The 22,684-nt window shown below is 64.8% G+C and carries 24 protein-coding genes and 2 tRNA genes; 16 read left to right on the top strand and 10 right to left on the bottom strand.

The features are described from left to right. Positions 1-70 precede the first annotated feature (70 nt). The 3 genes from leuS to holA are packed head-to-tail and all read left to right on the top strand — an operon-like array spanning position 71 to position 4,222. Positions 71-2,704, top strand: coding sequence for a leucine--tRNA ligase (gene leuS / locus ACSQ23_RS07200; RefSeq protein ID WP_436090182.1), 2,634 nt, complete (start codon positions 71-73; stop codon positions 2,702-2,704). Further along, entirely contained in the window at positions 2,691-3,203 is a 513-nt protein-coding gene (lptE, locus tag ACSQ23_RS07195; protein WP_436090181.1) for an LPS assembly lipoprotein LptE, read from the top strand. The genes leuS and lptE overlap by 14 nt, the downstream gene beginning before the upstream one ends. Continuing rightward, the gene (gene holA / locus ACSQ23_RS07190) at positions 3,203-4,222 is read left to right on the top strand and encodes a DNA polymerase III subunit delta (protein ID WP_436090180.1); all 1,020 of its coding nucleotides are present in this window, start codon (positions 3,203-3,205) and stop codon (positions 4,220-4,222) included. The genes lptE and holA overlap by 1 nt, the downstream gene beginning before the upstream one ends. Before the next feature lie 386 nt (positions 4,223-4,608). On the opposite strand, the gene ACSQ23_RS07185 is transcribed toward holA, so the two are convergent. The 8 genes from ACSQ23_RS07185 to hemE all read right to left on the bottom strand — a co-directional run bounded on the left by ACSQ23_RS07185 (position 4,609) and on the right by hemE (position 13,155). Next, positions 4,609-5,481, bottom strand: coding sequence for a ParB/RepB/Spo0J family partition protein (locus ACSQ23_RS07185; RefSeq protein WP_055874597.1), 873 nt, complete (start codon positions 5,479-5,481; stop codon positions 4,609-4,611). A gap of 10 nt (positions 5,482-5,491) precedes the next feature. Then, complete coding sequence (locus ACSQ23_RS07180; protein WP_055994150.1) at positions 5,492-6,292, bottom strand: ParA family protein; 801 nt, start codon at positions 6,290-6,292, stop codon at positions 5,492-5,494. Between the two features lie 23 nt (positions 6,293-6,315). Beyond that, positions 6,316-6,966 (bottom strand): 16S rRNA (guanine(527)-N(7))-methyltransferase RsmG, encoded by a 651-nt coding sequence (gene rsmG, locus ACSQ23_RS07175; RefSeq protein ID WP_436090179.1) that lies wholly within the window; start codon positions 6,964-6,966, stop codon positions 6,316-6,318. Next, a complete protein-coding gene (gene mnmG / locus ACSQ23_RS07170) occupies positions 6,966-8,828 on the bottom strand; it encodes a tRNA uridine-5-carboxymethylaminomethyl(34) synthesis enzyme MnmG (RefSeq protein WP_436090178.1) in 1,863 nt (620 codons plus the stop codon). The genes rsmG and mnmG overlap by 1 nt, the downstream gene beginning before the upstream one ends. An 85-nt stretch (positions 8,829-8,913) precedes the next feature. Continuing rightward, positions 8,914-10,236 (bottom strand): tRNA uridine-5-carboxymethylaminomethyl(34) synthesis GTPase MnmE, encoded by a 1,323-nt coding sequence (mnmE, locus tag ACSQ23_RS07165; protein WP_436090177.1) that lies wholly within the window; start codon positions 10,234-10,236, stop codon positions 8,914-8,916. A 12-nt stretch (positions 10,237-10,248) separates the two neighbouring features. Then, positions 10,249-11,514: a transcription termination factor Rho gene (gene rho / locus ACSQ23_RS07160; RefSeq protein WP_055874583.1), complete on the bottom strand. Its 1,266-nt coding sequence runs from the start codon at positions 11,512-11,514 to the stop codon at positions 10,249-10,251. A gap of 177 nt (positions 11,515-11,691) precedes the next feature. Next, a complete protein-coding gene (gene hemJ / locus ACSQ23_RS07155; RefSeq protein WP_436090176.1) occupies positions 11,692-12,117 on the bottom strand; it encodes a protoporphyrinogen oxidase HemJ in 426 nt (141 codons plus the stop codon). A gap of 3 nt (positions 12,118-12,120) precedes the next feature. Next, positions 12,121-13,155: a uroporphyrinogen decarboxylase gene (hemE, locus tag ACSQ23_RS07150; protein WP_436090175.1), complete on the bottom strand. Its 1,035-nt coding sequence runs from the start codon at positions 13,153-13,155 to the stop codon at positions 12,121-12,123. A 421-nt stretch (positions 13,156-13,576) separates the two neighbouring features. On the opposite strand from hemE, the gene ACSQ23_RS07145 reads away from it, so the two are divergent. From ACSQ23_RS07145 to dnaQ, 4 genes are read left to right on the top strand one after another with little or no spacing between them, the layout of a single operon-like run. Continuing rightward, the gene (locus tag ACSQ23_RS07145; RefSeq protein ID WP_436090174.1) at positions 13,577-14,170 is read left to right on the top strand and encodes a Maf family protein; all 594 of its coding nucleotides are present in this window, start codon (positions 13,577-13,579) and stop codon (positions 14,168-14,170) included. Then, positions 14,167-15,000 carry a shikimate dehydrogenase gene (locus tag ACSQ23_RS07140; RefSeq protein ID WP_436090173.1) on the top strand — a complete coding sequence of 278 codons (834 nt, stop codon included), beginning with the start codon at positions 14,167-14,169 and terminating at the stop codon, positions 14,998-15,000. The genes ACSQ23_RS07145 and ACSQ23_RS07140 overlap by 4 nt, the downstream gene beginning before the upstream one ends. After that, complete coding sequence (coaE, locus tag ACSQ23_RS07135; protein ID WP_436090172.1) at positions 15,000-15,596, top strand: dephospho-CoA kinase; 597 nt, start codon at positions 15,000-15,002, stop codon at positions 15,594-15,596. Before ACSQ23_RS07140 ends, coaE begins: the two co-directional genes overlap by 1 nt. Next, positions 15,593-16,303, top strand: a complete 711-nt coding sequence (gene dnaQ, locus ACSQ23_RS07130; protein ID WP_055874569.1) for a DNA polymerase III subunit epsilon — start codon at positions 15,593-15,595, stop codon at positions 16,301-16,303. Before coaE ends, dnaQ begins: the two co-directional genes overlap by 4 nt. Before the next feature lie 213 nt (positions 16,304-16,516). On the opposite strand, the gene secB is transcribed toward dnaQ, so the two are convergent. Then, positions 16,517-17,014, bottom strand: coding sequence for a protein-export chaperone SecB (secB, locus tag ACSQ23_RS07125; RefSeq protein ID WP_055874567.1), 498 nt, complete (start codon positions 17,012-17,014; stop codon positions 16,517-16,519). Between the two features lie 73 nt (positions 17,015-17,087). Next, on the bottom strand, positions 17,088-17,537 hold the full coding sequence (locus tag ACSQ23_RS07120) for an FxsA family protein (protein ID WP_156384465.1): 450 nt from the start codon (positions 17,535-17,537) through the stop codon (positions 17,088-17,090). Between the two features lie 159 nt (positions 17,538-17,696). On the opposite strand from ACSQ23_RS07120, the gene ACSQ23_RS07115 reads away from it, so the two are divergent. From ACSQ23_RS07115 to ACSQ23_RS07075, 9 genes are all read left to right on the top strand, one after another. Next, positions 17,697-18,404, top strand: a complete 708-nt coding sequence (locus tag ACSQ23_RS07115; RefSeq protein ID WP_055874565.1) for a Tim44/TimA family putative adaptor protein — start codon at positions 17,697-17,699, stop codon at positions 18,402-18,404. Positions 18,405-18,428: 24 nt separating this feature from the next. Then, positions 18,429-19,019: a Smr/MutS family protein gene (locus tag ACSQ23_RS07110; protein ID WP_436090171.1), complete on the top strand. Its 591-nt coding sequence runs from the start codon at positions 18,429-18,431 to the stop codon at positions 19,017-19,019. Further along, positions 19,016-19,375, top strand: a complete 360-nt coding sequence (locus ACSQ23_RS07105) for a helix-turn-helix domain-containing protein (RefSeq protein WP_436090170.1) — start codon at positions 19,016-19,018, stop codon at positions 19,373-19,375. Before ACSQ23_RS07110 ends, ACSQ23_RS07105 begins: the two co-directional genes overlap by 4 nt. A 234-nt stretch (positions 19,376-19,609) precedes the next feature. Beyond that, positions 19,610-19,683: transfer RNA gene (locus tag ACSQ23_RS07100), tRNA-OTHER, on the top strand. A 1-nt stretch (position 19,684) separates the two neighbouring features. Next, positions 19,685-19,752 (top strand) — tRNA-Thr (locus ACSQ23_RS07095). Between the two features lie 454 nt (positions 19,753-20,206). Further along, positions 20,207-20,746, top strand: a complete 540-nt coding sequence (locus ACSQ23_RS07090; protein WP_436090169.1) for a hypothetical protein — start codon at positions 20,207-20,209, stop codon at positions 20,744-20,746. Positions 20,747-20,749: 3 nt separating this feature from the next. After that, entirely contained in the window at positions 20,750-21,355 is a 606-nt protein-coding gene (locus ACSQ23_RS07085) for a slipin family protein (protein ID WP_436090168.1), read from the top strand. 139 nt (positions 21,356-21,494) lie between these two features. Further along, the gene (locus ACSQ23_RS07080) at positions 21,495-22,220 is read left to right on the top strand and encodes an esterase/lipase family protein (protein WP_436090167.1); all 726 of its coding nucleotides are present in this window, start codon (positions 21,495-21,497) and stop codon (positions 22,218-22,220) included. Then, positions 22,217-22,540: a low molecular weight protein tyrosine phosphatase family protein gene (locus tag ACSQ23_RS07075; RefSeq protein WP_055874544.1), complete on the top strand. Its 324-nt coding sequence runs from the start codon at positions 22,217-22,219 to the stop codon at positions 22,538-22,540. The genes ACSQ23_RS07080 and ACSQ23_RS07075 overlap by 4 nt, the downstream gene beginning before the upstream one ends. The last annotated feature ends 144 nt before the right edge of the window (positions 22,541-22,684 follow it).

Below are 22,684 nucleotides of genomic sequence, written 5' to 3'. Positions count from 1 at the left end.
CTGATGAAGGTCCGGTAGCCAAAAACCCCCAATAACGCAACGTAATCTGCGGCTTTAAGGACTTCCCGAAGTGACTGGTAGAACGACCGAGCGCTACAATCCGCGTGTCGAAGAGCCACGCTGGCAGAAGGCCTGGGAGGACGGCAAGTCCTTCGAGGTCAAACACGATGATAGCCGCAAGCCCTACTACGTGCTCGAGATGTTCCCCTACCCCTCGGGGCGCATCCACATGGGGCACGTGCGCAACTATACCATGGGCGACGTTTTAGCGCGCTATATGCGCGCCATGGGCCGCAATGTGCTGCACCCGATGGGCTGGGACGCCTTCGGCCTGCCGGCCGAGAACGCCGCCATGCAGAACAAGGTCCACCCCAAGAGCTGGACCTATGCCAACATCGCCGCGATGCGCAAACAGCTGAAGTCGATTGGTCTCGGCATCGACTGGAGCCGCGAGTTCGCCACCTGCGACGTCGAGTACTATTCCAAGCAGCAGAAACTGTTCCTCGATTTCCTGCGCGAGGGGCTCGTCACCCGCAAGAAATCCAAGGTCAACTGGGACCCGGTCGATATGACCGTGCTCGCCAACGAGCAGGTCGTCGATGGCCGCGGCTGGCGCTCCGGCGCGGTTGTCGAGCAGCGCGAGCTGAACCAATGGGCCTTCAAGGTCTCCGATTTTGCCGAAGAGCTGCTGGAAGCGCTCGATACCCTCGACCACTGGCCCGAGAAGGTGCGCGTCATGCAGCGCAACTGGATCGGCAAATCCGAGGGCCTGCGCCTGCTGTTCGAGCTGACCGAGCAATGGCAGAAATTCAGCTCGATCGAGGTGTTCACCACTCGCCCCGACACCATCTTCGGCGCCTCCTTCATCGCCATCTCGGCTGATCATCCGCTGGCCCAGAGCCTCGCGGGCAACCCTGAGGTTGCGGCCTTCATCGCCGAGACCCGCCGCCACGGCACGGCCACCGAGACCATCGACAAGGCGGAAAAGCTCGGCATCTTCACCGGATTGCACGTGAAGCACCCGGTCAAGCCCGGCGCTACGCTGCCGGTCTACATCGCCAACTTCGTGCTGATGGATTACGGCACCGGCGCCATTTTCGGCTGTCCGGCGCATGACCAGCGCGACCTCGATTTCGCCCGTCGCTACGACCTGCCGGTGCTCCCGGTGGTGCTGCCAGAGAGCGCTGACCCAGCAACTTTCGAAGTCGATTCAGAGGCTTACAACGGCCCGGGCCGCATCTACCACTCCGAGTTCCTTGACGGGCTCGAGATCGATGCCGCCAAGAAAGCCATTGCCGCGCACTTCGCCGAGCGCACCGTCGACAACCTGCCGCAGGGCAAGGTCGAGGTGAACTATCGCCTGCGCGACTGGGGCGTCTCGCGCCAGCGCTACTGGGGCTGTCCGATCCCGGTGATCCACTGCGAGAATTGCGGCGCCGTGCCGGTGCCCGACAAGGACCTGCCGGTGGTCCTGCCTGAGGACGTGAGCTTCGACCGCCCCGGCAACCCGCTCGACCACCACCCGAGCTGGAAGCATGTCGCCTGCCCGAAATGCGCGGGACCGGCGACGCGCGAAACCGACACCATGGACACCTTCGTCGACAGTTCCTGGTACTTTGCCCGCTTCACCGCGCCGCATGCCGACACGCCGACGATTCCGGGCATCGCCAACACGTGGCTGCCGGTCGACCAGTATATCGGCGGCGTCGAGCACGCGATCCTGCACCTGCTCTATTCGCGCTTTTTCACCCGCGCCATGAAGCAGACCGGCCACCTCAATCTGGATGAGCCGTTCAAGGGGCTGTTCACCCAGGGCATGGTGGTGCATGAGACCTACCAGCTCGGCACCGGTCCGAATGGCGAATGGGTTTCGCCGGCCGACATCCGGATCGAACAGGTCGATGGCGAACGCCGCGCCAGCATGCGGCAAACCGGCGAAGCCGTTGCCATCGGCTCCATCGAAAAGATGAGCAAATCCAAGAAGAACGTCGTCGACCCCGACGAGATCGTTTCGACTTACGGCGCCGATACCGCCCGCTGGTTCATGCTGTCCGACTCGCCGCCGGAGCGCGACGTGCAGTGGACCGAGGCCGGCATCGAAGGCGCCAGCCGCTTCCTGCAGCGCGTCTGGAAGCTGGTCGGCGACTTCCTCGACCTCGAGGACGACATCGCGGCCCGCCTCAAGGGCGATAGCGACGCCGGCGTGCTTGAGCTCCGCAAGGTGGTACACCGCGCCGTCGCCAATGTCGGCGGCGAGATCGAAGGCCTGCGCTTCAACCGCGCCGTCGCCCAGATCTACGAGCTGTCCAATGCCATCGCCAAGTTCTCGCAGTCGGTGGCCTCGAGCGTCTCCCCGGCGCAGCGTGACGCCTTCCGCGAAGCGGTGGAGCGCCTGGTGCAACTCGTCGCCCCGATGATGCCGCACCTCGCCGAAACCTGCTGGGCCGCGCTCGGCAAGACTGGTCTCGTGGTCGACGCCCCCTGGCCGGTCGCCGACCAGTCACTGCTGGTCGATAGCACTGTCGTGCTGCCCGTCCAGGTCAACGGCAAGCGCCGCGGCGAGATCACCGTGCCGGTCGGCGCCGCCAAGGAGCTGGTCGAGAAAGAGGTCTTGTCACTCGAAGCGGTTGCCCGCATGCTGGAAGGCAAGCCGCCCAAGAAGCTGGTGATCGTCCCCGACAGGATCGTCAATGTGGTCATCTAAGCTGTTGCTTCGTAATGCGGTTTTCGCGCTGAGCCTGCTTGGCGCGACGGCCCTTGCCGGTTGCACCGGGCTGACTCCGGTCTATGGTGAACGCGGCATCGGCACCGAGCGGCATCCGCTCAACTACGCCAAGCCCAACAGCCGGGCCGAGCAGATCATCTATCAGGAGCTGGCGCTCCGCTTCGGCAAAGCCGCTGACGCCGCGAGCCCGACGGTTCGCATCACCACCTCGAACGCCGGCCGCAAGCTCACCCGCTCCAGCGTGGTTCGTCCGTCCGAACAGCGGGAAATGGTGGTCACCGCGCAGATCGAGCTGATCGGCACGGATGGCTCGGTCATCCTCTCGACCAGCCGCTCGGCCGCCGCGCTCTACACCACGGACAGTCAGGCCCTCGCCGCCAGCGAGGCCGAGCGCGAGGCCACCGAACGTGCAGCGCGCGAGCTGGCCGAGACGGTGCGACTGACCCTGCTCGGCGCCCTCGCCCAATCGGCCGGCTGATGGGGGCGCTGAAGGCGCACGAGGTTTCCCGCTTCGTCGATCGCCCCGATCTCGAAGCCGGCATTATTCTCGCTTACGGCCCCGATACCGGCCTCGTCCGCGAAACCGCCCAGCGCCTTGCCCGTCGTTACGCCGGCAACGATGCCGACAGCATGAACCTGGTCGTGCTCGACGGCGCCGAACTCGATGCCGATCCGTCGCGTCTCGCCGTCGAGGCCAAGACCACCTCGCTGTTCGGCGATCGCCGGGTGATTCGGGTGCGTGGCGCCGGCAAGTCCCTGGTGATGCCGCTGACCGAACTGCGAGACGATCCAGGTTCCATCATCATCCTCGAGGCCGGCAACCTTACCCCCAAGGACCCGCTGCGCGCCCTGGTGGAAGCGGCAAAGCTCGGCCGGGCCCTGCCCTGTTACCCGGACAACGACGAATCGCTGGGGCGTCTGATCTCGGAAACCTTCTCCAAAGCCGGCATCCGCGCCGACCAGGACACCGTCGCAGCGATCCGCGACAGCCTGGGCAACGACCGCGAAATCACCCGGCGTGAGCTGGAAAAGCTGGTGCTGTTTGCCGCCGATACCAAGCTCCTCACCCGCGAGGACGTGCTGACGCTCTGCGCCGACAACGCCGCCCTGGTGCTCGATGAAGTTGTCGACGCCACCGGGACGGGTCACGCTGCCAACCTCGATACCGCGCTCGAGCGGGCCATCGCCCAGAGCGTCAACGCCCAGCAGATTCTCGCCAGCGCGCTCACTCACTTCACCACCCTGCGCCGCTGGCGCGTCGAGGTCGACGGCGGCAAGTCGCCCGGGGCCGTGCTCGACAATGCCCGGCCAAAGCCGCACTTCTCGCGCCGCTCCGCCATCGAGCGCCAGCTGCGGCTGTGGAGTGACGATGCACTGAGCGCCGCACTCGATCGTTTGCAGCTTGCCGTCGCCGACAGCCGCAAGCGCTACGGCCTCGCCGACACCATCAGCCGCCGCGCGCTGTTGGCGATTTGTACAATGGCTGCAGAACGTTAGCCCCGACGTTCCACGTGAAACATTCCGAACCGGCCGCGCCAGCGGCGAAATCGCTCCAGTCGAGCGATCTCAGGTGAGGAGGCCATGACAGCTACGCTCGAATGGCATGGTGGAAGTGGGCACCCCATTTCCTGGCGCCAGCAGCGTGACACCGCCCGTTTGTCTCGCGTCCCCTCGCCCCTCTGGGGAGAGGGCCAGAGTGAGGGGTAGCCAAGCACACCGGTGTGAGCTGCTATCAGTTGCGGAGGATACAGCGCTTGGCGCCCCTCACCCCGCGAACGAGGCCGTCGGCCTCATTCGCAACCCTCTCCCCAGAGGGGCGAGGGTGCGGTGTGGCGCGCTCCCCAGCCTATCGCCCGCGCTCCACGTGAAACAACCGCCGGCGTCTACACCCCGTACCCGGTGAGCTTCATGCAGATGCCGTCGAGCTGCTCCAGCGTCCGGTAGCGGATCTCGAGCCGGCCACCCTGGTCTTTGTGATCGATCGCCACATGCAGCCCCAGCACGTCCGAGAGCCGCTTCTCGAGCGCTGCGGTATCGGCGTCCTTCTGCTCGGGCGCTGCCGGCTTCTTCTTGGGCGCATTGATCTCGCGCTGCGTCAGCACCTCGGCTTCGCGCACCGACAGGCCACCGCCGACGATGCGCTTCGCCAGCGCCACCGGATCGTCCGCCGTGATCAGCGTGCGCGCATGGCCGGCGGTCAGTTCGCCGCTCGCCAGCATGCCGCGCACGTCGTCGGGCAGCTTCAAGAGCCGCAGCGTATTGGCGACATGCGAGCGGGATTTGCCGATCACCTGCGCCAGGTCGTTCTGGGTGTACTCGAACTGCTCGATCAGCTGACCGTAACCCATTGCTTCTTCGAGCGGATTGAGGTCGACACGCTGAACGTTCTCGATGATCGCGAGTTCGAGCGCTTCCTTGTCGTCGACATCGCGGATGATCACCGGAACATCGTTCAGCCCGGCGCGCTGCGAAGCGCGCCAGCGGCGCTCGCCGGCAATGATCTCGAACTGGTTCGGATCATTGGTCGGCCGCACCAGCAGCGGCTGCATCACGCCCTTCTCGCGGATCGAGCTGGTCAGCTCTTCCAGCTGAGCCGGGTCGAAGTCGCGCCGCGGGTTGGCGCGGTTGGCGATCAGGAAGTCGACCGGCAGGCGCTTGGAGCTGCTGCCGTCGGCCAGCCGCGCTCCCTCCATCGTCGCCATGTCGCCGATCAGCGCCGCGAGGCCACGCCCGAGCCGTGATGGTTTCTCGTTCATTCCAACTTCCTTATGCGGCCATGAGCTGGCGCTCACGCCGGATCACTTCGGTAGCCAGACGCAGATAGGCCTGGCTGCCGGCACATTTGAGGTCATAGAGCAGCGCCGGCTTGCCGTAGGACGGGGCCTCCGACAGCCGAACATTGCGCGGTATCACCGTATCATAGACCAGCGACCCCATCTCCGAGCGCACATCGGCCAGCACCTGTTCGCTGAGGTTGTTGCGACGATCGAACATAGTCATCACAACACCCTGTATCGACAGGCGCGGGTTCAGGGTCGTGCGAATTTGCTCAATGGTTTGAAGCAGTTGGCTCATACCCTCGAGCGCGAAGAATTCGCACTGCAGCGGCACCAGCACGGCATCGGCGGCGACCAGCGCATTTATGGTGAGGAGGTTAAGCGACGGCGGGCAGTCGATCAGCACATAGCTGACCGCCTGGCCATTGATGGTCAGGTCGCTCATCGCTCGGAAGGCATCGCGCAGTCGGAAGGCGCGGTCCGCCTGCTGGGCAATAGTGAGCTCGACGCCGAGCAGATCGAGGGTCGACGGCACGATGGCCACGTTCGGCACGCTGGTCATCACCGCGGCCGCCGCCACTTTGGCGTCGCCCATCAGCAGGTCATAGCTCGAGACGTCACGATCGACGCGCGAGATCCCGAGCCCCGTCGAGGCGTTGCCCTGCGGGTCGAGATCGACGATCAGCACGCGCTCGCCGATCGCCGCGAGCGCCGTGGCCAGGTTGATTGCGGTAGTGGTCTTGCCGACCCCACCCTTCTGATTGGCGAGGGTCAGGATTCGAGGAGCCAAGGCACGGCCTCCGAGCGTTTCCGCTAACTATTTGATTTCCGTCGCAAATTGCTGATCTCCAGCAACACGCCGGCCTGGTCGGTGGCGCTCTTGATTATTACCACGTCGAACTCCCACGCCAAACGACTTTCCTCGACCTCCACAGCATGATCCTTGCCCTTGTGCAGGATCGCGCGGGTTTCCGGCCCAAAGAAGGGGTGGATAAGTTCCAGCAACAGCGGGAGCGCTGCGAGCGCTCGGGAAGTGATCACATCGAAGCCGGCGCGGTCGCCGAGTGTTTCACGTGAATCAAAGCTGTCGGTCCGTCCGGCATGCACCCCTGCGGCCAGACCAAGCTCCCGGATCACTTGCCTGAGGAAGGCCACCTTCTTGCCGATCGGCTCGACCAGTGTGAAGCGCGCCGAGCCGCCCTTGAGGGCGATGGCCAGGGGCAGCGCCGGCAGGCCACCACCTGAGCCAACGTCCAGGAAGAGCTGATCTCCGGGTCGAAGCAATGGCAGAACCTGCAGCGAATCAACGACGTGTCGCGTCCACAGGGCATTCTCTGTTTCACGTGAAACAAGATTCTGCACCGCGTTCCATTTCTTCAGCAGCGCAGCAAACGATTCCAGATCCCGACGCACCGCGGCTTCGGGGCGAGCAAGCGCACCGGAATAGGGCGTAAGATCGTCCATCAACTCGCCTGGCGCAGACTGCCGCGCCGGACCACTGACAGAATCAGCGTGATCGCCGCCGGGGTAACGCCATCAATCGCCTGCGCCTGGGCAATCGTTGCGGGCCGTTGCTGCCCGAGCTTCTGCCGCATCTCCATCGAGAGCCCCGGCAGCGCCGCGTAGTCCAGCCAATCCGGGATCTCGCGGCTTTCATCGCGCTTCACTGCAGCGATATCGGCCTCCTGGCGCTGCAGGTAGACGGCGTACTGAGCGTCGACCGTCAGCTGATCGAGGATCTCAGGCGCGATCTCGGCGATCTCAGGCCACAGCGGCACCAGGTTGGACGCCTCAACATTGGGATAGGACAGCAACTCGAACGCGCTGCGTTCGTGCCCATCGGCGTTCACCGCCAGGCCGACCTTGCGCGCCGCCGTTGGCGTGGTCCGCAGCCGATCGAGCGTCGCCCGTCCCTCAGTCAGGGCCGCCGAACGAGCCTCGAAATGCTGCTGCCGCGCCCCGCCGACGAGACCGACGGAAGCAGCGATCCGGGTCAACCGCTGGTCGGCATTATCACTACGCAGATGCAGGCGGAACTCGGCCCGCGAGGTGAACATCCGATAAGGTTCGCTGACCCCCCGCGTCACCAGGTCGTCGACCATCACCCCCAGATAGCTCTCGGTCCGCGATAGCTGCAAGGTCACAGCGCCCTTCGCGGCAAGGCCGGCATTGGCGCCGGCATAAAGGCCCTGCGCTGCCGCCTCTTCATAGCCGGTAGTGCCGTTGATCTGGCCGGCCAGATAGAGACCCGGCAGTCGCCGCAGTTCCAGCGTCGGGCGGAGTTCGCGAGGATCGACATAGTCATACTCGATCGCGTAGCCCGGTCGGATGATCCGGACATTCTCCAGCCCAGGCATGGACTTGAGGAAAGCCTCCTGCACCTCAGCCGGCAGGGAGGTGGACAACCCGTTCGGATAGATCGTGTTGTCATCAAGCCCTTCGGGCTCGAGGAAGATCTGGTGGCTGTCCCGGTCGGCGAAGCGCACCACCTTGTCTTCGATCGAGGGACAATAGCGCGGACCGCGGCTCTTAATCCGGCCGGAATACATCGCCGAACGATGCAGGTTGTCCGAGATGATGCGGTGCGTGTCGGCCGTGGTTCGGGTGATATAGCAACTGATCTGCGGCGTGGTGATCGCCGCGGTGAGGGCAGAGAAGGGCTCCGGCGGGTCGTCGCCGCGCTGCTCCTCAAGCCCAGAGAAGTCGATGGAGGTGGCATCCAGCCGGGCCGGCGTGCCGGTCTTCAGCCGCCCGAGCGTCAGCCCCAGCGCCTCGAGCCGCGTCGACAGCCCAAGCACCGGCTTCTCGCCGACGCGACCGGCCGGGACCGTCTCCTCGCCGCGGTGGATCAGGCCACGGAGGAAGGTTCCGGTGGTCAGCACCACCGCCTTTGCCGCGAAGCGACGCCCATCGAGCAGCACCGCGCCGGCGATCCGACCATTGGTGACGATCAGGTCATCGACCTCGCCTTCGATCACGGTGAGGTTCGGCTGCGCGAGGATCGCCGCCTGCATCGCCTGCCGGTAAAGCTTGCGATCAGCCTGGGCGCGGGGACCACGCACCGCAGCGCCCTTCCGCCGGTTCAGTACCCGGAACTGAATGCCGGCCGCGTCGGCGACCCGGCCCATCAACCCGTCCATGGCGTCGATCTCGCGCACCAGGTGGCCCTTGCCCAGGCCGCCGATGGCCGGGTTGCAGCTCATCTCGCCGATGGTCGCGAACTTATGGGTGATCAGCGCCGTCGGCACGCCAAGCCGCGCCGCGGCCGCAGCTGCCTCGCTGCCTGCATGCCCGCCACCAACAACAATGACGCCGAAGTCGCTCATTTCAGGAAATCCTTTGGAGCGCGGGTCTAGTCCAATGTTTCACGTGAATCAACGTCCGGCCGCCGCCGGCAATGTTCCACGTGAATCATTTCCCGATGCAGAAGGCACTGAACAGCCGGTCCAGCACCGATTCGGCATCCATCCGACCGAGTAGCCGCTCCAGGGCGAACGACGCCTGGCGCAAGTCCTCCGCCGCAAGCTCCGAACTCTCCCGATGCCCCGCCACCTGGCCAAGGCTGACTACTGCACCCTGTAACGCCTCGCGGTCTCGTTCATGGCTGACCAGCAACTCCGATGCCTGCACGGAACCAGCACCCGAGGCCTCGTAGAGCCGGTCGAGCAGGGAGGCGATGCCAGCGCCGGTGTTGACGGACACGGCAAGGTCGGCGCCGGGCACCGAACCAAGATCGCTCTTGGTGCCGATTATGGCGACCGGCGGCTTGGGGCCGGGCTCCCCGGCGAACTCAGGTTCCTGAACGTCATCAGCGGCCACGTCCGGCGCTCGCAACCACAGCACCTGGTCGGCGCTGAGCATGGCTTGCCTCGCCCGTTCAACGCCGATCGCCTCGGCCTTCGATGTGGTGTCGCGGATTCCCGCGCTGTCAATCAGGATGATCAACTGCCCTCTGACGTCCAGCGGCACTTCCTTCAGATCGCGCGTGGTGCCGGCTTCGTCCGAAACGATCGCGACGTCGGAGCGCGACAGCGCGTTCAGCAGGCTCGATTTGCCGGCGTTGGGCGGTCCGGCCAGCACGACGCGGAAGCCGCTGCGGAGGACCCGGCCCTGACCGCGAGTTGCCAGCACGTCGCCGATGGCGTCACGCAAGGCCTCGACCTCGGCGCCAAAACTTTCCGGCAGCGCACCGACGTCGCCTTCGTCGGAAAAGTCGATCTGCGCTTCGATCTCGGCGCGAAGATCGAGCAGCCGCTCCCGCCAGCCTTCGACCTGCCGGGTCAGCCCGCCTTCCAGCCGCGCATAGGCAAGGGCCCGCTGATTCTCGGTTTCGGCTTCGATCAGATCGCCGAGCCCCTGAGCCTCGACCAGGTCGAGCTTGCCGTTCTCGAAAGCGCGACGAGTAAACTCGCCAGCCTCGGCGAGCCGGATACCGGGTTGTGAACTGAGCTTGCGGAGCAGGGCCCGCACCACGGCCGGCGAGCCATGCACCTGTAGCTCGGCACAATCCTCGCCGGTAAAACTCTGCGGCCCCGGCATCCAGGCGACGAGACCGCGATCCAGCGTTTCGCCGCCGATCCGGATATCCGCCAGCTTCAGCTGCCGGGGTGTGGGCAGGGCGCCGAGCATGTCGCTCAGCACACCTCCGGCCAGCGGGCCGGACAGCCGAATGACTGCCACTCCAGAGGGAACGGCGCCGGAGGAGAGGGCGACGATAGTATCGTCGTCGCGCATCGAAGCCCTGGCTTAGGTGTTCATCGAGTCGAAGAAGTCGGAGTTCGTCTTGGTCTGGCGGATCTTGTCCATCAGGAACTCCATCGCGTCGACCGTGCCCATCGGGTTGAGGATGCGGCGCAGCACGTACATCTTCCTGAGGATATCCGGCTCGACCAGCAGCTCTTCCTTACGGGTGCCGGACTTGGTGACATCCATCGCGGGGAACACGCGCTTGTCCGAAACCTTGCGGTCGAGGACGATTTCCGAGTTACCGGTGCCCTTGAACTCTTCGAAGATCACTTCGTCCATGCGCGAGCCGGTATCGATCAGCGCCGTCGAGATAATGGTCAGCGAGCCGCCATCTTCGATGTTGCGGGCAGCACCGAAGAAGCGCTTGGGGCGCTGCAGCGCATTGGCGTCCACACCGCCAGTCAGCACCTTGCCCGAGCTCGGCACCACGGTGTTGTACGCGCGGCCGAGACGGGTGATCGAATCGAGCAGGATCACCACGTCGCGCTTGTGTTCGACGAGGCGCTTGGCCTTCTCGATCACCATTTCAGCGACCTGGACGTGACGCGACGCCGGCTCGTCGAAGGTCGAGGAGATGACCTCGCCGCGCACCGAGCGCTGCATGTCGGTGACTTCCTCAGGCCGCTCGTCGATGAGCAGCACGATGAGGTAGCACTCGGGGTGATTGATGGCGATCGACTGTGCAATATTCTGCAACAATACAGTCTTACCAGTACGCGGCGGCGCTACAATCAGAGCGCGCTGGCCTTTGCCGAGCGGCGCCACCAGATCCATGATCCGGGCGCTCTTGTCCTTGACCGTCGGGTCCGGCAGCTCGAGGCGGAGCCGTTCATCAGGGTAGAGCGGCGTCAGGTTGTCGAAGTTGATCTTATGACGGACCTTTTCCGGGTCCTCGAAATTGATGGTGTTGACCTTCAACAGCGCGAAGTAGCGCTCGCCTTCCTTGGGAGACCGGATCTGGCCTTCGACCGTGTCGCCGGTCCGGAGCGAAAAGCGGCGGATCTGCGAAGGGGAGACGTAGATATCGTCGGGGCCGGGCAGGTAGTTCGCGTCCGGTGAGCGCAGGAACCCGAAACCATCGGGCAAGACTTCCACCACGCCTTCGCCGGTGATGTCGACTTCACGCGCCGCCAGTTCCTTGAGGATGGCGAACATCAGTTCCTGCTTACGCATCGTCGAGGCGTTCTCGACCTCGTAAGTCTCGGCGAATTCAAGCAATTCAGCAGGCGTCTTGGCCTTGAGCTCGCTGAGCTTCATATTTTCCATTGCGCGGAAGACCCTTGGGCAATCGTGAGTGGCGGGAATGTACGGAGAGGGGGGTTCGCCCGGAAAGCGCCGGGGAGGCGCCCATCGATCAGGCAGTGCGCTTCAGATAGCTAAAAGCTTCGCCACATTCAAGCGGAATGCGGATTCACGTGGAACAACGGCTGCTCACGGCGCGCATCAGAACGGCTTCACCACAACCGAGATCACGATGACGATGGCGATGACGAACGGCACCTCGTTGATCATGCGGAAGAACTTCGCCGGCCTGGTGTTCCGGTCATTGGCGAAGTCGCGCAGCACCCGGCCATAAAAGCCGTGAATGCCGCTCAGCAGGATCACCATCACGGCCTTGAGCCACATCCAGCCTTGGCTGAAATCGACGATCCCGAAGCCGAAAGCCAGCCACAGCCCGAACACCCAGGTGGCGATCATCGCCGGGGTGGTAATTCCCCGATAGAGCCGGCGCTCCATCACCTTGAAGGTCTCGGACTGTACCGACCCCTTCTCGGCATCGGCGTGATAGACGAACAGCCGGGGCAGGTAGAGCATCCCGGCCATCCAGGCGATCACCGACAGGATATGCAGCGCCTTGACCCATTCCATCGCTTACGCTCCCCGCGCCACTGCGATCAGCCGCTCGACATGGCCAATTGGCGTTTCCGGCACGATACCGTGCCCCAGGTTGAAGATGTGCGGACGGCCGCGGAATGCCGCAACGATCTGGCGCACCCGATCATCCATCTGCTCGCCGCCGGCCAATAGCCGCAACGGATCGAGATTGCCCTGCACCCCGAGCCCTGCCGGCAACTCGGCGGCAAAGCCAAGCGGCGTCGCATAGTCGAGCCCGAGCACGTTCACGCCGGTCGCCTTGGCATAGGCCGGCAGATTGCCCGCGGCACCACGCGGAAAGCCGATCACCGGCGCCCCCGGAACAAGCTTCCTAAGCCCTTCGACGATCCGCCGGTTCGGTTCGATCACCCAGTTGCCGAACGCCACCTCATCGAGGTTCAGCGCCCAGCTCTCGAACAGCTGCACCACATCGGCGCCGGCCCTGAGCTGTGCCGCCAGGTAGTTGATGCTGGTTTCGACCAGAGTATCGATCAGCTTCGCAAAAGCCTCAGGCTGCGTCAGGGCGAACACCCGCGCCGCGGCCTGATCCGACGAACCGCGCCCACCGATCATGTAAGTGGCAACCGTCCAGGGCGAACCGCAGAAGCCAATCAGGGTCTTGTCGGCACTGAGGCCAGCTCGAACCCGTCGCACGGTCTCGATGATGGGGCTCAGCTTCTCCAAAGCCCCTTTGGGATCGAGCCGCGGGATCGACTCTGTCGTCAAGGGCTCGAGCATTGGTCCCTCGCCGGCTTCGAAACGGACATACTGGCCGAGTGCATCGGGGATCACCAGGATGTCGGAAAAGAGGATCGCCGCATCGAGATCGAAACGCCGCAATGGCTGCAGCGTCACTTCGGCAGCCAGTTCCGGGTTGTAGCAGAGATCGAGGAAGCTGCCGGCCTTGGCCCTGAGCTCCCGATACTCCGGCAGGTAGCGTCCGGCCTGGCGCATGATCCAGATCGGCAACCGCTCCTGGCGCTGCCCGAGCACTGTCTCAAGCAGCGGTTTCAGCACCGGCGTCGCGGTCATCGCCCAACCAACCCAAAAGAATCTAGATTCTTAATCATCATTATCATGGCGGTGTTTTGCAGGAATTCCGCTTTGCCCACAACGCGCATGGCGGCGACAGAAGCGCGCGGCGCGGGGGCTAAGCCGAGGCTGTGAATCGTCGTCTGTAGACAAAGCCGGGCGTCCCCGGAGTCGTCCGGTTTACTAAGTCTTAACCATGTCACAATCGCTAACGAACCGTTAACGAGCCTGTGGATGATGGCGTGCCAGACGCAAGCGGTTATCCCCGTAGCTCACATTAAGCCTTCGTTAACTCTCCCCGGGGGCCGGGCTGTTGAAGGATTTCGTCCCAGCGGGGAGAACTCGGCCCGCCACGCGGCTCATCGGCTTTTCCACCGCCAGCGGACTTGAGCGAACAAGGACAGTGTGGAAAACCCTGACCATGCTGATCCTCGCTTCGAAGAGCCCAACGCGAAAGGCCCTGCTGGCGGGGGCCCGGCTGCGATTCGAGACGAGTCCAGCGCCAATCGACGAACGGGCTCTCGAAGCCGATGTGCTGGGGAAAGGCGGAGCTGCGCCGCAGGTGGCGCGCCGCCTCGCCGAAGCCAAGGCACTTGCCGTTTCCGGCTCCCGTCCGGGCATCGTCATCGGTGCCGATCAGGTGCTGGCGCTGGACGGCGAGCTGCTGCACAAGCCGGAAAGCCTCGCCGCGGCGGCAGCGCAGCTCGATCGGCTGGCTGGTCGAACGCACCATCTGCACGCCGGTCTGGCGCTCGCCGCCAACGGCAGTCTGCTGTGGTCGAGCACGGAAACCGCCGCGCTGACCATGCGCCGCTTCGATGCGGCGGAGCGCGACCTGGTGCTTGCGCTGGAGGGGGTCGATGTTCTCGGCTCGGTCGGCGCCTACCGGCTCGAAGGTGCCTCGATCCGACTGTTCGAGCGGATCGAGGGCGACTATTTCACCATTCTGGGGCTGCCGCTGTTGCCTCTGCTCCAGGCCTTGCGTCAGCATGCGCCGGAAACCCTGAGCCAGTGATTCACGTGAAAAAAGCCTTCGTCATCGGCCATCCGATCAAGCACTCCCGCTCGCCGCTGATCCACGGCACGTGGCTGGCCGAGCATGGCATCGATGGCAGCTACGAGGCGATCGACGTCGCGCCGGAGGATCTGCCGGCCTTTGTCGAGCGGCTGCGCCAAGGCGAGTTTGTCGGCGGCAACGTCACCATCCCGCACAAGGAAGCGGTGTTCGCGCTCTGCGACAGCGTCGATCCGCTGGCCAGGACCATCGGCGCGGCCAACACTCTGGTGCGTCAGCCCGATGGCCGTATCCACGGGTTCAACACCGACTATATGGGTTTTCTCGGCAATCTCGATCAGAACGCCGCCGGTTGGGCTCAGGGGCTCGAGCGCGCCATCGTGTTCGGCGCCGGCGGGGCAGCCCGCGCCATCCTCGTGGCCTTGCGGGAGCAGGGGGTCCCCGAAATCGTGCTGCTCAACCGCACGCCGGAAAAGGCCGCGGCCCTGGCGACGGAAATCTCTGGGCCGTTCGTTCCGGGCGCGCTCTCCGACTATGCCCGTTACGCTCCCGGCGCCGGCCTCGTGGTCAACACCACTTCGATCGGCATGCACGACACCCGGTTCGAGGATCTCGACTTAACGCTGCTGCCACGGACCGCGCTGGTCACCGATATCGTCTACGTGCCGTTGGTCACCCCGCTGCTCGCCGACGCCAGGGCCCTGGGGCTGCGCACCGTCGATGGCCTCGGCATGCTGCTGCATCAGGCGGTTCCGGGCTTTGCCGCCTGGTTCGGCGTGCGCCCGGTGGTGACGCCGGCGCTGCGGGCAAGGATCGAGGCGACGCTCTGATGCTGAAGCTCGGCCTTACCGGTTCGATCGCCACGGGCAAGTCCACTGCTCTCAAGGCTTTCGCCGATCTGGGGGTGCCGACCTTTTCGTCCGACGAGGCGGTGCACGAGCTCTATCGTGGGGCGGCAGTGGCCCCGGTCGAAGCGGCCTTCCCCGGGGTCAGCGTCGATGGCGTCATCGATCGTGAAAGACTCAGCCGGCAGCTGATCGGTCATCCCCAGCGGTTGCAGCAGCTCGAGGCCATCGTTCATCCGCTGGTGCGGGCGCGGATCAGGTCGTTTCTTTCCGATGCCGCGGCACGCGGCGAAGCAATTGCGGTGGTCGATATCCCGCTGCTGTTCGAGAACGGCGTCGACTGGGGCCTCGATGCGGTGATCGTCACGGTAGTCGACGAAGCCGAGCAGCGCCGGCGGGCTCTGGCCCGGCCGGGGATGACGGTGGAAAAGCTCGAGGCCATCCTTGCCCGACAGCTGCCGCAGGCTGAAAAGGTGAAACGCGCCACCTACATAATCGACACCTCCGATACCATCGATGCGACCCGAGACAGGGTTGCCGAACTGGTGCAGAGGCTGCGTCAAGAAGCTCAGGCCAGATGACCCGCGAGATCGTCCTCGATACCGAAACCACCGGCCTGTCTCCGGTGACGGGCGACCGCATCGTCGAGATCGGCTGCGTCGAGCTGATCAACCACATCCCGACCGGGCGGCACTTCCACATCTACCTCAATCCCGAGCGCGACGTGCCGGACGAGGCGTTCCGGGTGCACGGGCTGTCGACCGAGTTCCTGCGAGACAAGCCGCTGTTCCGCGCGGAGGTGGACGGCTTCCTGGAGTTCATCACCGATGCGACGCTGGTCATCCACAACGCGCCGTTCGATATGGGGTTTCTCAACTACGAGCTCGAAAAGCTCGGCCGCCCCAGTCTCACCAACGAGGTGATCGATACCGTGATGGTGGCGCGCGAGCGTCATCCGGGCGCCCGGGTCAGCCTCGATGCGCTCTGCAAGCACTATGGCATCGACAATTCGAAGCGCGTGCTGCACGGCGCGCTGCTCGACAGCGAGATCCTCGCCGATGTCTATCTGGAGCTGATCGGTGGCCGGCAGGTGGCGCTGGCGCTGGTGGCCGAGACGCATGTCGAGCCCGGCATTACTGTCACCATCGTGCCGGCGCGGCAGCGACCGGTGCCGCTGCCGTCCCGCCTCAGCGATAGCGAGTTCGCCGCTCATCTGAAACTCGTCGGCACCCTGGGCGCCGACGCGTTGTGGAGCAATTATCCCACCGAGCAGGTGGCAGCCGAATAGGCTTGGGCCCAGGCAAACGCCGATACGTCCTAACTATGGCCGTGCCCCAGCCGCCGGGTCATTCCCGCGAAAGCGGTAAGCTCTGTTTTCTTGCTTGCGGCACCATCTCAAACGGATGGTCCCCGCTTTCGCGGGGATGACACCGTGGGTGGGGCAAGAACTGTGCGTACCGCGCAGCGCCACCAACCCACTGGCTGCTGGCTCCAGCTATACTTAGTTCGGCTGCGTGTTGGCGGCCTGCTGGGCCTGCAGGTTGCGGACGTTCTGGATGTAGAGCGCCTGGAAATCCACCGGCTCCATCATCAGCGGCGGGAAGCCGCCGAGCTGGACGATGGTGGCCAGCACATGGCGGGCGAACGGGAAGATCATCCGCGGGCATTCGACCATCAACAGGGCCGGCAGCTGCTGCTCGGGCACGTTCTTGACCCGGAACACCCCGCCATAGACCAGCTCGACATTGAACAGCACGGTCTTGTCGCGCTCGGCCTTGGCGTTGAGGCTGATTTCGACCGCATAGAGGTCGTCGGCCTGCTTCTTGACGCCGACATTGATGCCGACGGTGAAGTTGGGGTTGGTGCCGCCGAGCATCACCGAGCCGGGTGCGCCCGGGTTCTCGAAACTCAGGTCGCGGGTGTACTGCCCAACGAGGCTGTAGCTGGGCGCCGTGCCGGCGTTCGCGGGTGCGGCTTCGGGCGGGGTCTGGTCAGCCATAGTCGAAAATTCCTCGAGCTTTCGGTGGCCGGCTGGCTAGCACCTTTGGCCCCGAGCCACAAGCATTCCGGCCTCAGCGCGGCCGCCACTCATCGGAATCGAGGTCGATCGTGCCGTCGTCGACACGCCGCTGGGTAAAGCCGGGGCCGGCCCCGGTGGTCGTCGTCACCACGGTGACCCGCGACTTGAGGAACGCGTAGATTGCCGAACGCACCGGCGGGATCAGCAAGAGGATGCCGACAAGGTCGGAAAAGTAGCCGGGCAACAGCAGCAAGAGGCCCGCGAAGCCGATCATCATCGCATCGGCCAAGGCGCGGGCCGGCAACTGGCCGCGCCCGACGGTCGAGCGCATCTCGTTGAGCAGCGACAGCCCCTGCATGCGGATCACCAGCGAACCGATCAGCGCCGTCAGCACCACGCCGGCCAGCGTCGGCCATAGCCCGATGGCATTGCCGATCACCACGAAGAACGCGATCTCGATCAACGGCACCACGAGGAAGAACAGGAACAACAGGCGGCCCAATGGGGTAACCCTTTCGAAAGCGCTGCGTCATAAAGGCCTCGGCAGGCCCCTCAGCCAAACGTGAACTGGTTTCCGGCTGAGCGTTTCCCTATATATAGGGCACATTCCTGGCTCCGCGAGCCGGGCGCCCCCCTTTCTCTGGCGCGAGTAGCACGTCCGATGGATGAATTCTTCGATATCCCCACGCTCATCGTCATTGGTCTGGCGATCGTCGTGCTGTTCCGCCTGCGTCAGGTGCTTGGCACCCGCACGGGCCGCGAGCGGACGCCGCAGCGCGAGGCCGCGCCGGCAAAAGCCGGGGAAGAGAACGTCGTGCAGATGCGGCCGCGCCCGGCGCCCGAGACCGATGAGGATCAGGCGCGTGCTGCCCGCAAGCTCGAGGCCGAGGTTACCCAGTTCGCGCATGGCGACGAGAAGGTAGCGGCCGGGCTCAAGGCGGTTGCCGATGCCGACCCGAGCTTTTCGCCCAAGAGCTTCATGGAAGGCGCCAAATCCGCTTACGAGATGATCGTTACGGCCTTCGCCGCCGGTGACCGCCAGACGCTGAAGAACCTGCTCGAAAAGGACGTCTATGACGGCTTCGAGCGGGTGATCAAGGACCGTGAGACCGCTGGCCACAAGGTCGATTTCACTTTCGTCGGCCTGCCCAAGGTCGAGATCTCGGACGCCGAGCTCGACAAGCGCGCCGCCAACGTCACCATCCGCTTCCACGCCGAGGTGGTTTCCGCCACCCGCGACAAGGACGGCAACCTGCTCGAGGGCAATGCCGACCAGGTCACCAACATCGCCGACGAATGGACCTTTGCGCGCAACCCCAAGTCGCGCGATCCGAACTGGAAGCTCGTCGCCACCAGCCAGCTCGAATAGCAGGCCGCGCTCGGGGGCGATGCGATGGCCAAGCGCCGGTCGGATGGAAAGGGCCAGCTCCCCGACTGGCACCTTTGGCTCGAAGTGTCGCAGACGGTGTCGCCGCTGCGGCCGCCGCGGCCCCAAAGGGCGCTCGTCAATCTCGAATCCGAGCCGCTGCCGATTCCGGCGCCGCCGGTGCCCAAACGGCACCGGTTGTTGCCTGCTATGGCGCCATATCAATCCGATGGCCGGCCGGGCAAGAAGGCCCCGCGGCCGGGGATCGAGCCCAATCTGAAGCAGCGCCTGCAGCGCGGCCGCGAGGAGATCGACGGCACGATTGACCTGCACGGCATGCGCCAGGTCGAAGCCCATGCGGCGCTGACCCGCTTCATCCATGCCCGCTCGGCGCGCGGCGATCGCACCCTCCTGGTGATCACCGGCAAGGGGCTGAAAAAGCTCGGCGACGATGCGGCGGTGATTGTCGAGCGCGGCGTGCTGCGCGCCATGCTGCCGGTCTGGCTGTCGGAGCCCAACCTCGCCCCGCTGGTGGCCGGATGGGATACCGCGGCCCAGGGGCATGGCGGTGATGGCGCCTTCTATGTTCGCTTGCGGCGAGAGCGGGATTACCGATGACACCACTGGGCCTCAAACTGCGCGCCATGCGCGAAGAACGTGGGCTGACCCTCAAGGACATGGCCAAGGCGCTGCGGGTCTCGAGCGCCTATCTCAGCGCCCTTGAGCACGGCCGCCGCGGCAAGCCGACCTTCGCGCTGCTGCAGAAGATCATCGCCTATTTCAACGTCATCTGGGACGACGCCGAGGAATTGCAGCGCCTCGCCGAAATGAGCGATCCGAGAATCACCATCGACACCGCCGGCATGTCGCCCGAAGCCACCGAGCTCGCCAACCGCCTCGCCCGCGATATCGGCAGGCTCGCGCCCGATGACTTGAGCTTTCTCAGCAATGAAGTGGCCCGCCGGCTGAAATAGTTACGCGCCATGCGTAACGCCAAGTACGCGTAACAATTGCTGTTGCATAAATGCCGCGCAACAGCCGTACCGAAAGTTACGCAACAATTGCTGCTTGCTCCGCTCCAGCAACAGGCCTAAACGCCCGCTCCCGGCGACGCGCCGGTGACTGGCAAAGGGTCGAGCTCGTGAGCTCTCGCCTGGCGCGGATGGCATTGCCACCCCGTGTACCGCCGGCCACTGGAAACCGGGATTGCGCATGTAGCTCAGCCAGGCAGAGCGCCGGAGTGATCCGGAGGTCGCGGGTTCGACTCCCGTTGTGTGCTCCACGATGTAGCTCATTTGGGTAGAGCATCAGACTTGTAATCTGAGGGTAGAGGGTTCGATTCCCTCCATCACGGCCCTTCAACGGCCGCCAGCTTAGGGTGCTGGTTACTGAGACTAAGGGTTCTGGGGCCGGTCATGTGGGACCGGTCGCGGCAGCGAGGCGGCTTCGGCTCCCTTGCCTGCCAAAGCCGGGACCGCCCTTCGAGGGGTGCTCCGGCGCCGGCTGAAGGATGAACATGGTTCTGGCCCGGCCCGCGCACTCGTTTGCGCCATGGCTTCGCCGTTCCCATCGACATCCCGCTCGCCGGCCTGCCCGCCCCCCTGGTCGGTCGGCCGCCCCGGAACCTGACTTTGAGTGGTCGCGCTTTCGAACCGGAAAAGTCTCTCAACTTTTCCTGAAAACGCTCCGCTGCCATTCGACCGGTCCCGCAGGGTGCGAGCCGGCGAACCACCGGGCCCAGCCGGCCCAGACCAGTGAAGGACGAGCTCAGGGCATGACCTAGAGACGTTACAAGGAGGACGACCATGGTGATCGAAATTCTGGATCGGGTGCGCGGTGTGCAGCGCCTGATCGTCAAGGAAAACCAGCGCGTCATTGCGCTGTACAAGGGCAAGTTCCATGGGGTCCTCACCCCGGGCGAGCACGTGCTGCGGGCTGACCGCGGCCGGCTCGAGATCGAATGGCACGATCTCGCACGTCCGGAGTTCGTCTCGATCTTCGACAAGGCGCTGTTCCGCGACCACGCTGAGGTGGCGGAAGAGTACCTGACCGAGATCCGCGCCGGCGCCGACGAGGTGGTTGTGGTGTCTCGCGACAAGCGCCTGCATGCCGTGCTGAAGCCGGAGGAGCGTGCGGTGTACTGGACCGAAGCTGGTCCCTGGACCGCCGAGCGCTTCGACGTCGCGGGTGATCTCGCCGTGCCGGAGAAGGTGCAGAAGCGCCTGACCGGTGTGGCCAAGCTCGCCCTCGTCACTTCGGTCGACGTCGCCGAAGGTCATGTCGGCCTGCTGTTCGTCGACGGCAAGTTCGTCGGCGAGCTCGAGGCAGGTGCGCACATGTTCTAGGCGGTGACCCGCAAGGTCGTGGTGAAGGTCATCGACTTGCGCCGCCAGTCGCTCGACGTGACCGGCCAGGAAATCCTGACGCGTGACCGTGTCACGCTCCGGGTGAACCTCGCCGCCGAGTACCAGGTGGTGGATGCGGTGAAGGCTGCGACCACCGTCAAGGATTTTGCCGACGCGCTCTACCGCGCCCTGCAGTTTGCGTTCCGCAAGTCGCTGGGTGTTAAGAGCCTCGACGAGATCCTTGCCGACAAGGTGACGGCCGAGGCCGAGGCGATTGCCGAGGTGCGGACGCAAATGGCGGCGATTGGTCTCACGGTCGGTGAGATCGCGGTCAAGGACGTGATCCTGCCCGGTGAGATGCGCGACATCCTCAACAAGGTTGTCGCGGCCGAGAAGGAAGCCGAGGCGAACGTCATCCGCCGGCGCGAGGAGACGAACGCCACCCGTTCGCTGCTCAACACCGCGCGGGTGATGGCCGAGAACCCGGTGATGCTGCGGCTGAAGGAGCTCGAGGCCTTGTCGGAAATCGCCGGCAAGGTCGAGCGCCTGACCATCCACAACGGTACGGCAGGCCTGATGAACGACCTCGTCAAGCTCCGCGACGAGTGACAAGCCGGCCGCCGGGGGTAACTCCGGCGGCCAAACCGATGCATTCCACGCCGGCCGGGGTTGACCTTTTGCTGGTGGTTCGATGCTTTCGTGTGCGCCAGGTCTGCGGTTCGCTGGGCCTGACCGGGCAGGGATTCACGTGGAACACCGCGACCGCGAAACGGAAATCGTCGTGCTGCTGCACGGCATTGCCCGGACCAGCCGCAGCATGCGGCCGATCAAGGCCGCTATCCGCGGCGCCGGCTATTGCACGCTGAACCTCGACTACCCGTCCCGACGCCATGACCTTGCCGGGCTGGCCGACATCGTTGGACAGCAGCTTGCCGCCGCCGGCGCCTGGGATGCGCCGAAACTGCATTTCGTCACTCATTCGATGGGCGGACTGGTTGCGAGACAGCTGCTGCTTGGTGATCGCCCGACCCACGCCAGGATCGGCCGGGTGGTGATGCTGGCGCCGCCCAGTGCCGGCAGCGAGGTCGCGGACTTTCTCGCGCCACTGCCGCCCTACCGCTGGCTCTATGGTCCGGCCGGCCAACAGTTGACCACCAGCCACCGCAGCGGCATCTGGCGAACGAGCCCCGACTTCGAGCTGGGCATCATCGCCGGTGCGACAGGTTGGCCGTACCTGCTCGGCAACCTGCTGCTGCCGCGGCCGCACGACGGCCGCGTTTCGGTCGAACGCACGCGAGTCGACGGCATGCGAGACCATCTTGTCGTCCCGGCGACCCACAGCTTCATCATGCGCGTGCCCGAGGTGCAGCGGCAGGTGCTGCATTTCATTCGGCACGGTGGCTTCGCCCACCGGGTGGACAGCCCGGCTGAACCGAGGGCGGCCACCGGGCCGGCCACGGATCCTCAGCAGTGAAGAACGTCCTTTTCATCTGCAGCGGCAATCGCCTGCGCAGCCCGACCGCAGAGGCGGTCTTCGCGACCTGGCCGGACGTAGAAACCGACTCCGCGGGTCTCGACAACGATGCAATCGTTCGGCTGTCGCCCGAACAGATCGAATGGGCCGACCTCATCTTTGTGATGGAGGCATCGCATCGCAACAAGCTCGGCAAGCAGTTTCGCCAGCATTTGAAAGGCAAACGCGTCATCGTCCTCGGCATTCCCGACGACTACGCCTTCATGGCGCCCGAGCTGGTGGCGCTGCTCAACAGCAAGGTCGGTCGCTATCTCCGCTGAACCGCTTGGCTTGCGCCGGAAACTCGGGCTTACTCAGCAACGAGGCGATAAGCGGCCCAAGAGACCCGTGCGCCATCCACGTCCAGCGCAATGGTACATGGCAGGTTTGCGCCATCGGTAGTTGTTGGTAGTTGCGCCATACAA

This window comes from Devosia sp. LjRoot16 (assembly GCF_964252795.1).
Classification (GTDB): Bacteria; Pseudomonadota; Alphaproteobacteria; order Rhizobiales; family Devosiaceae; genus Devosia_A.
Note: the sequence above shows the minus strand (reverse complement) of the source record. Positions and strands in the feature narration are given on the sequence as shown.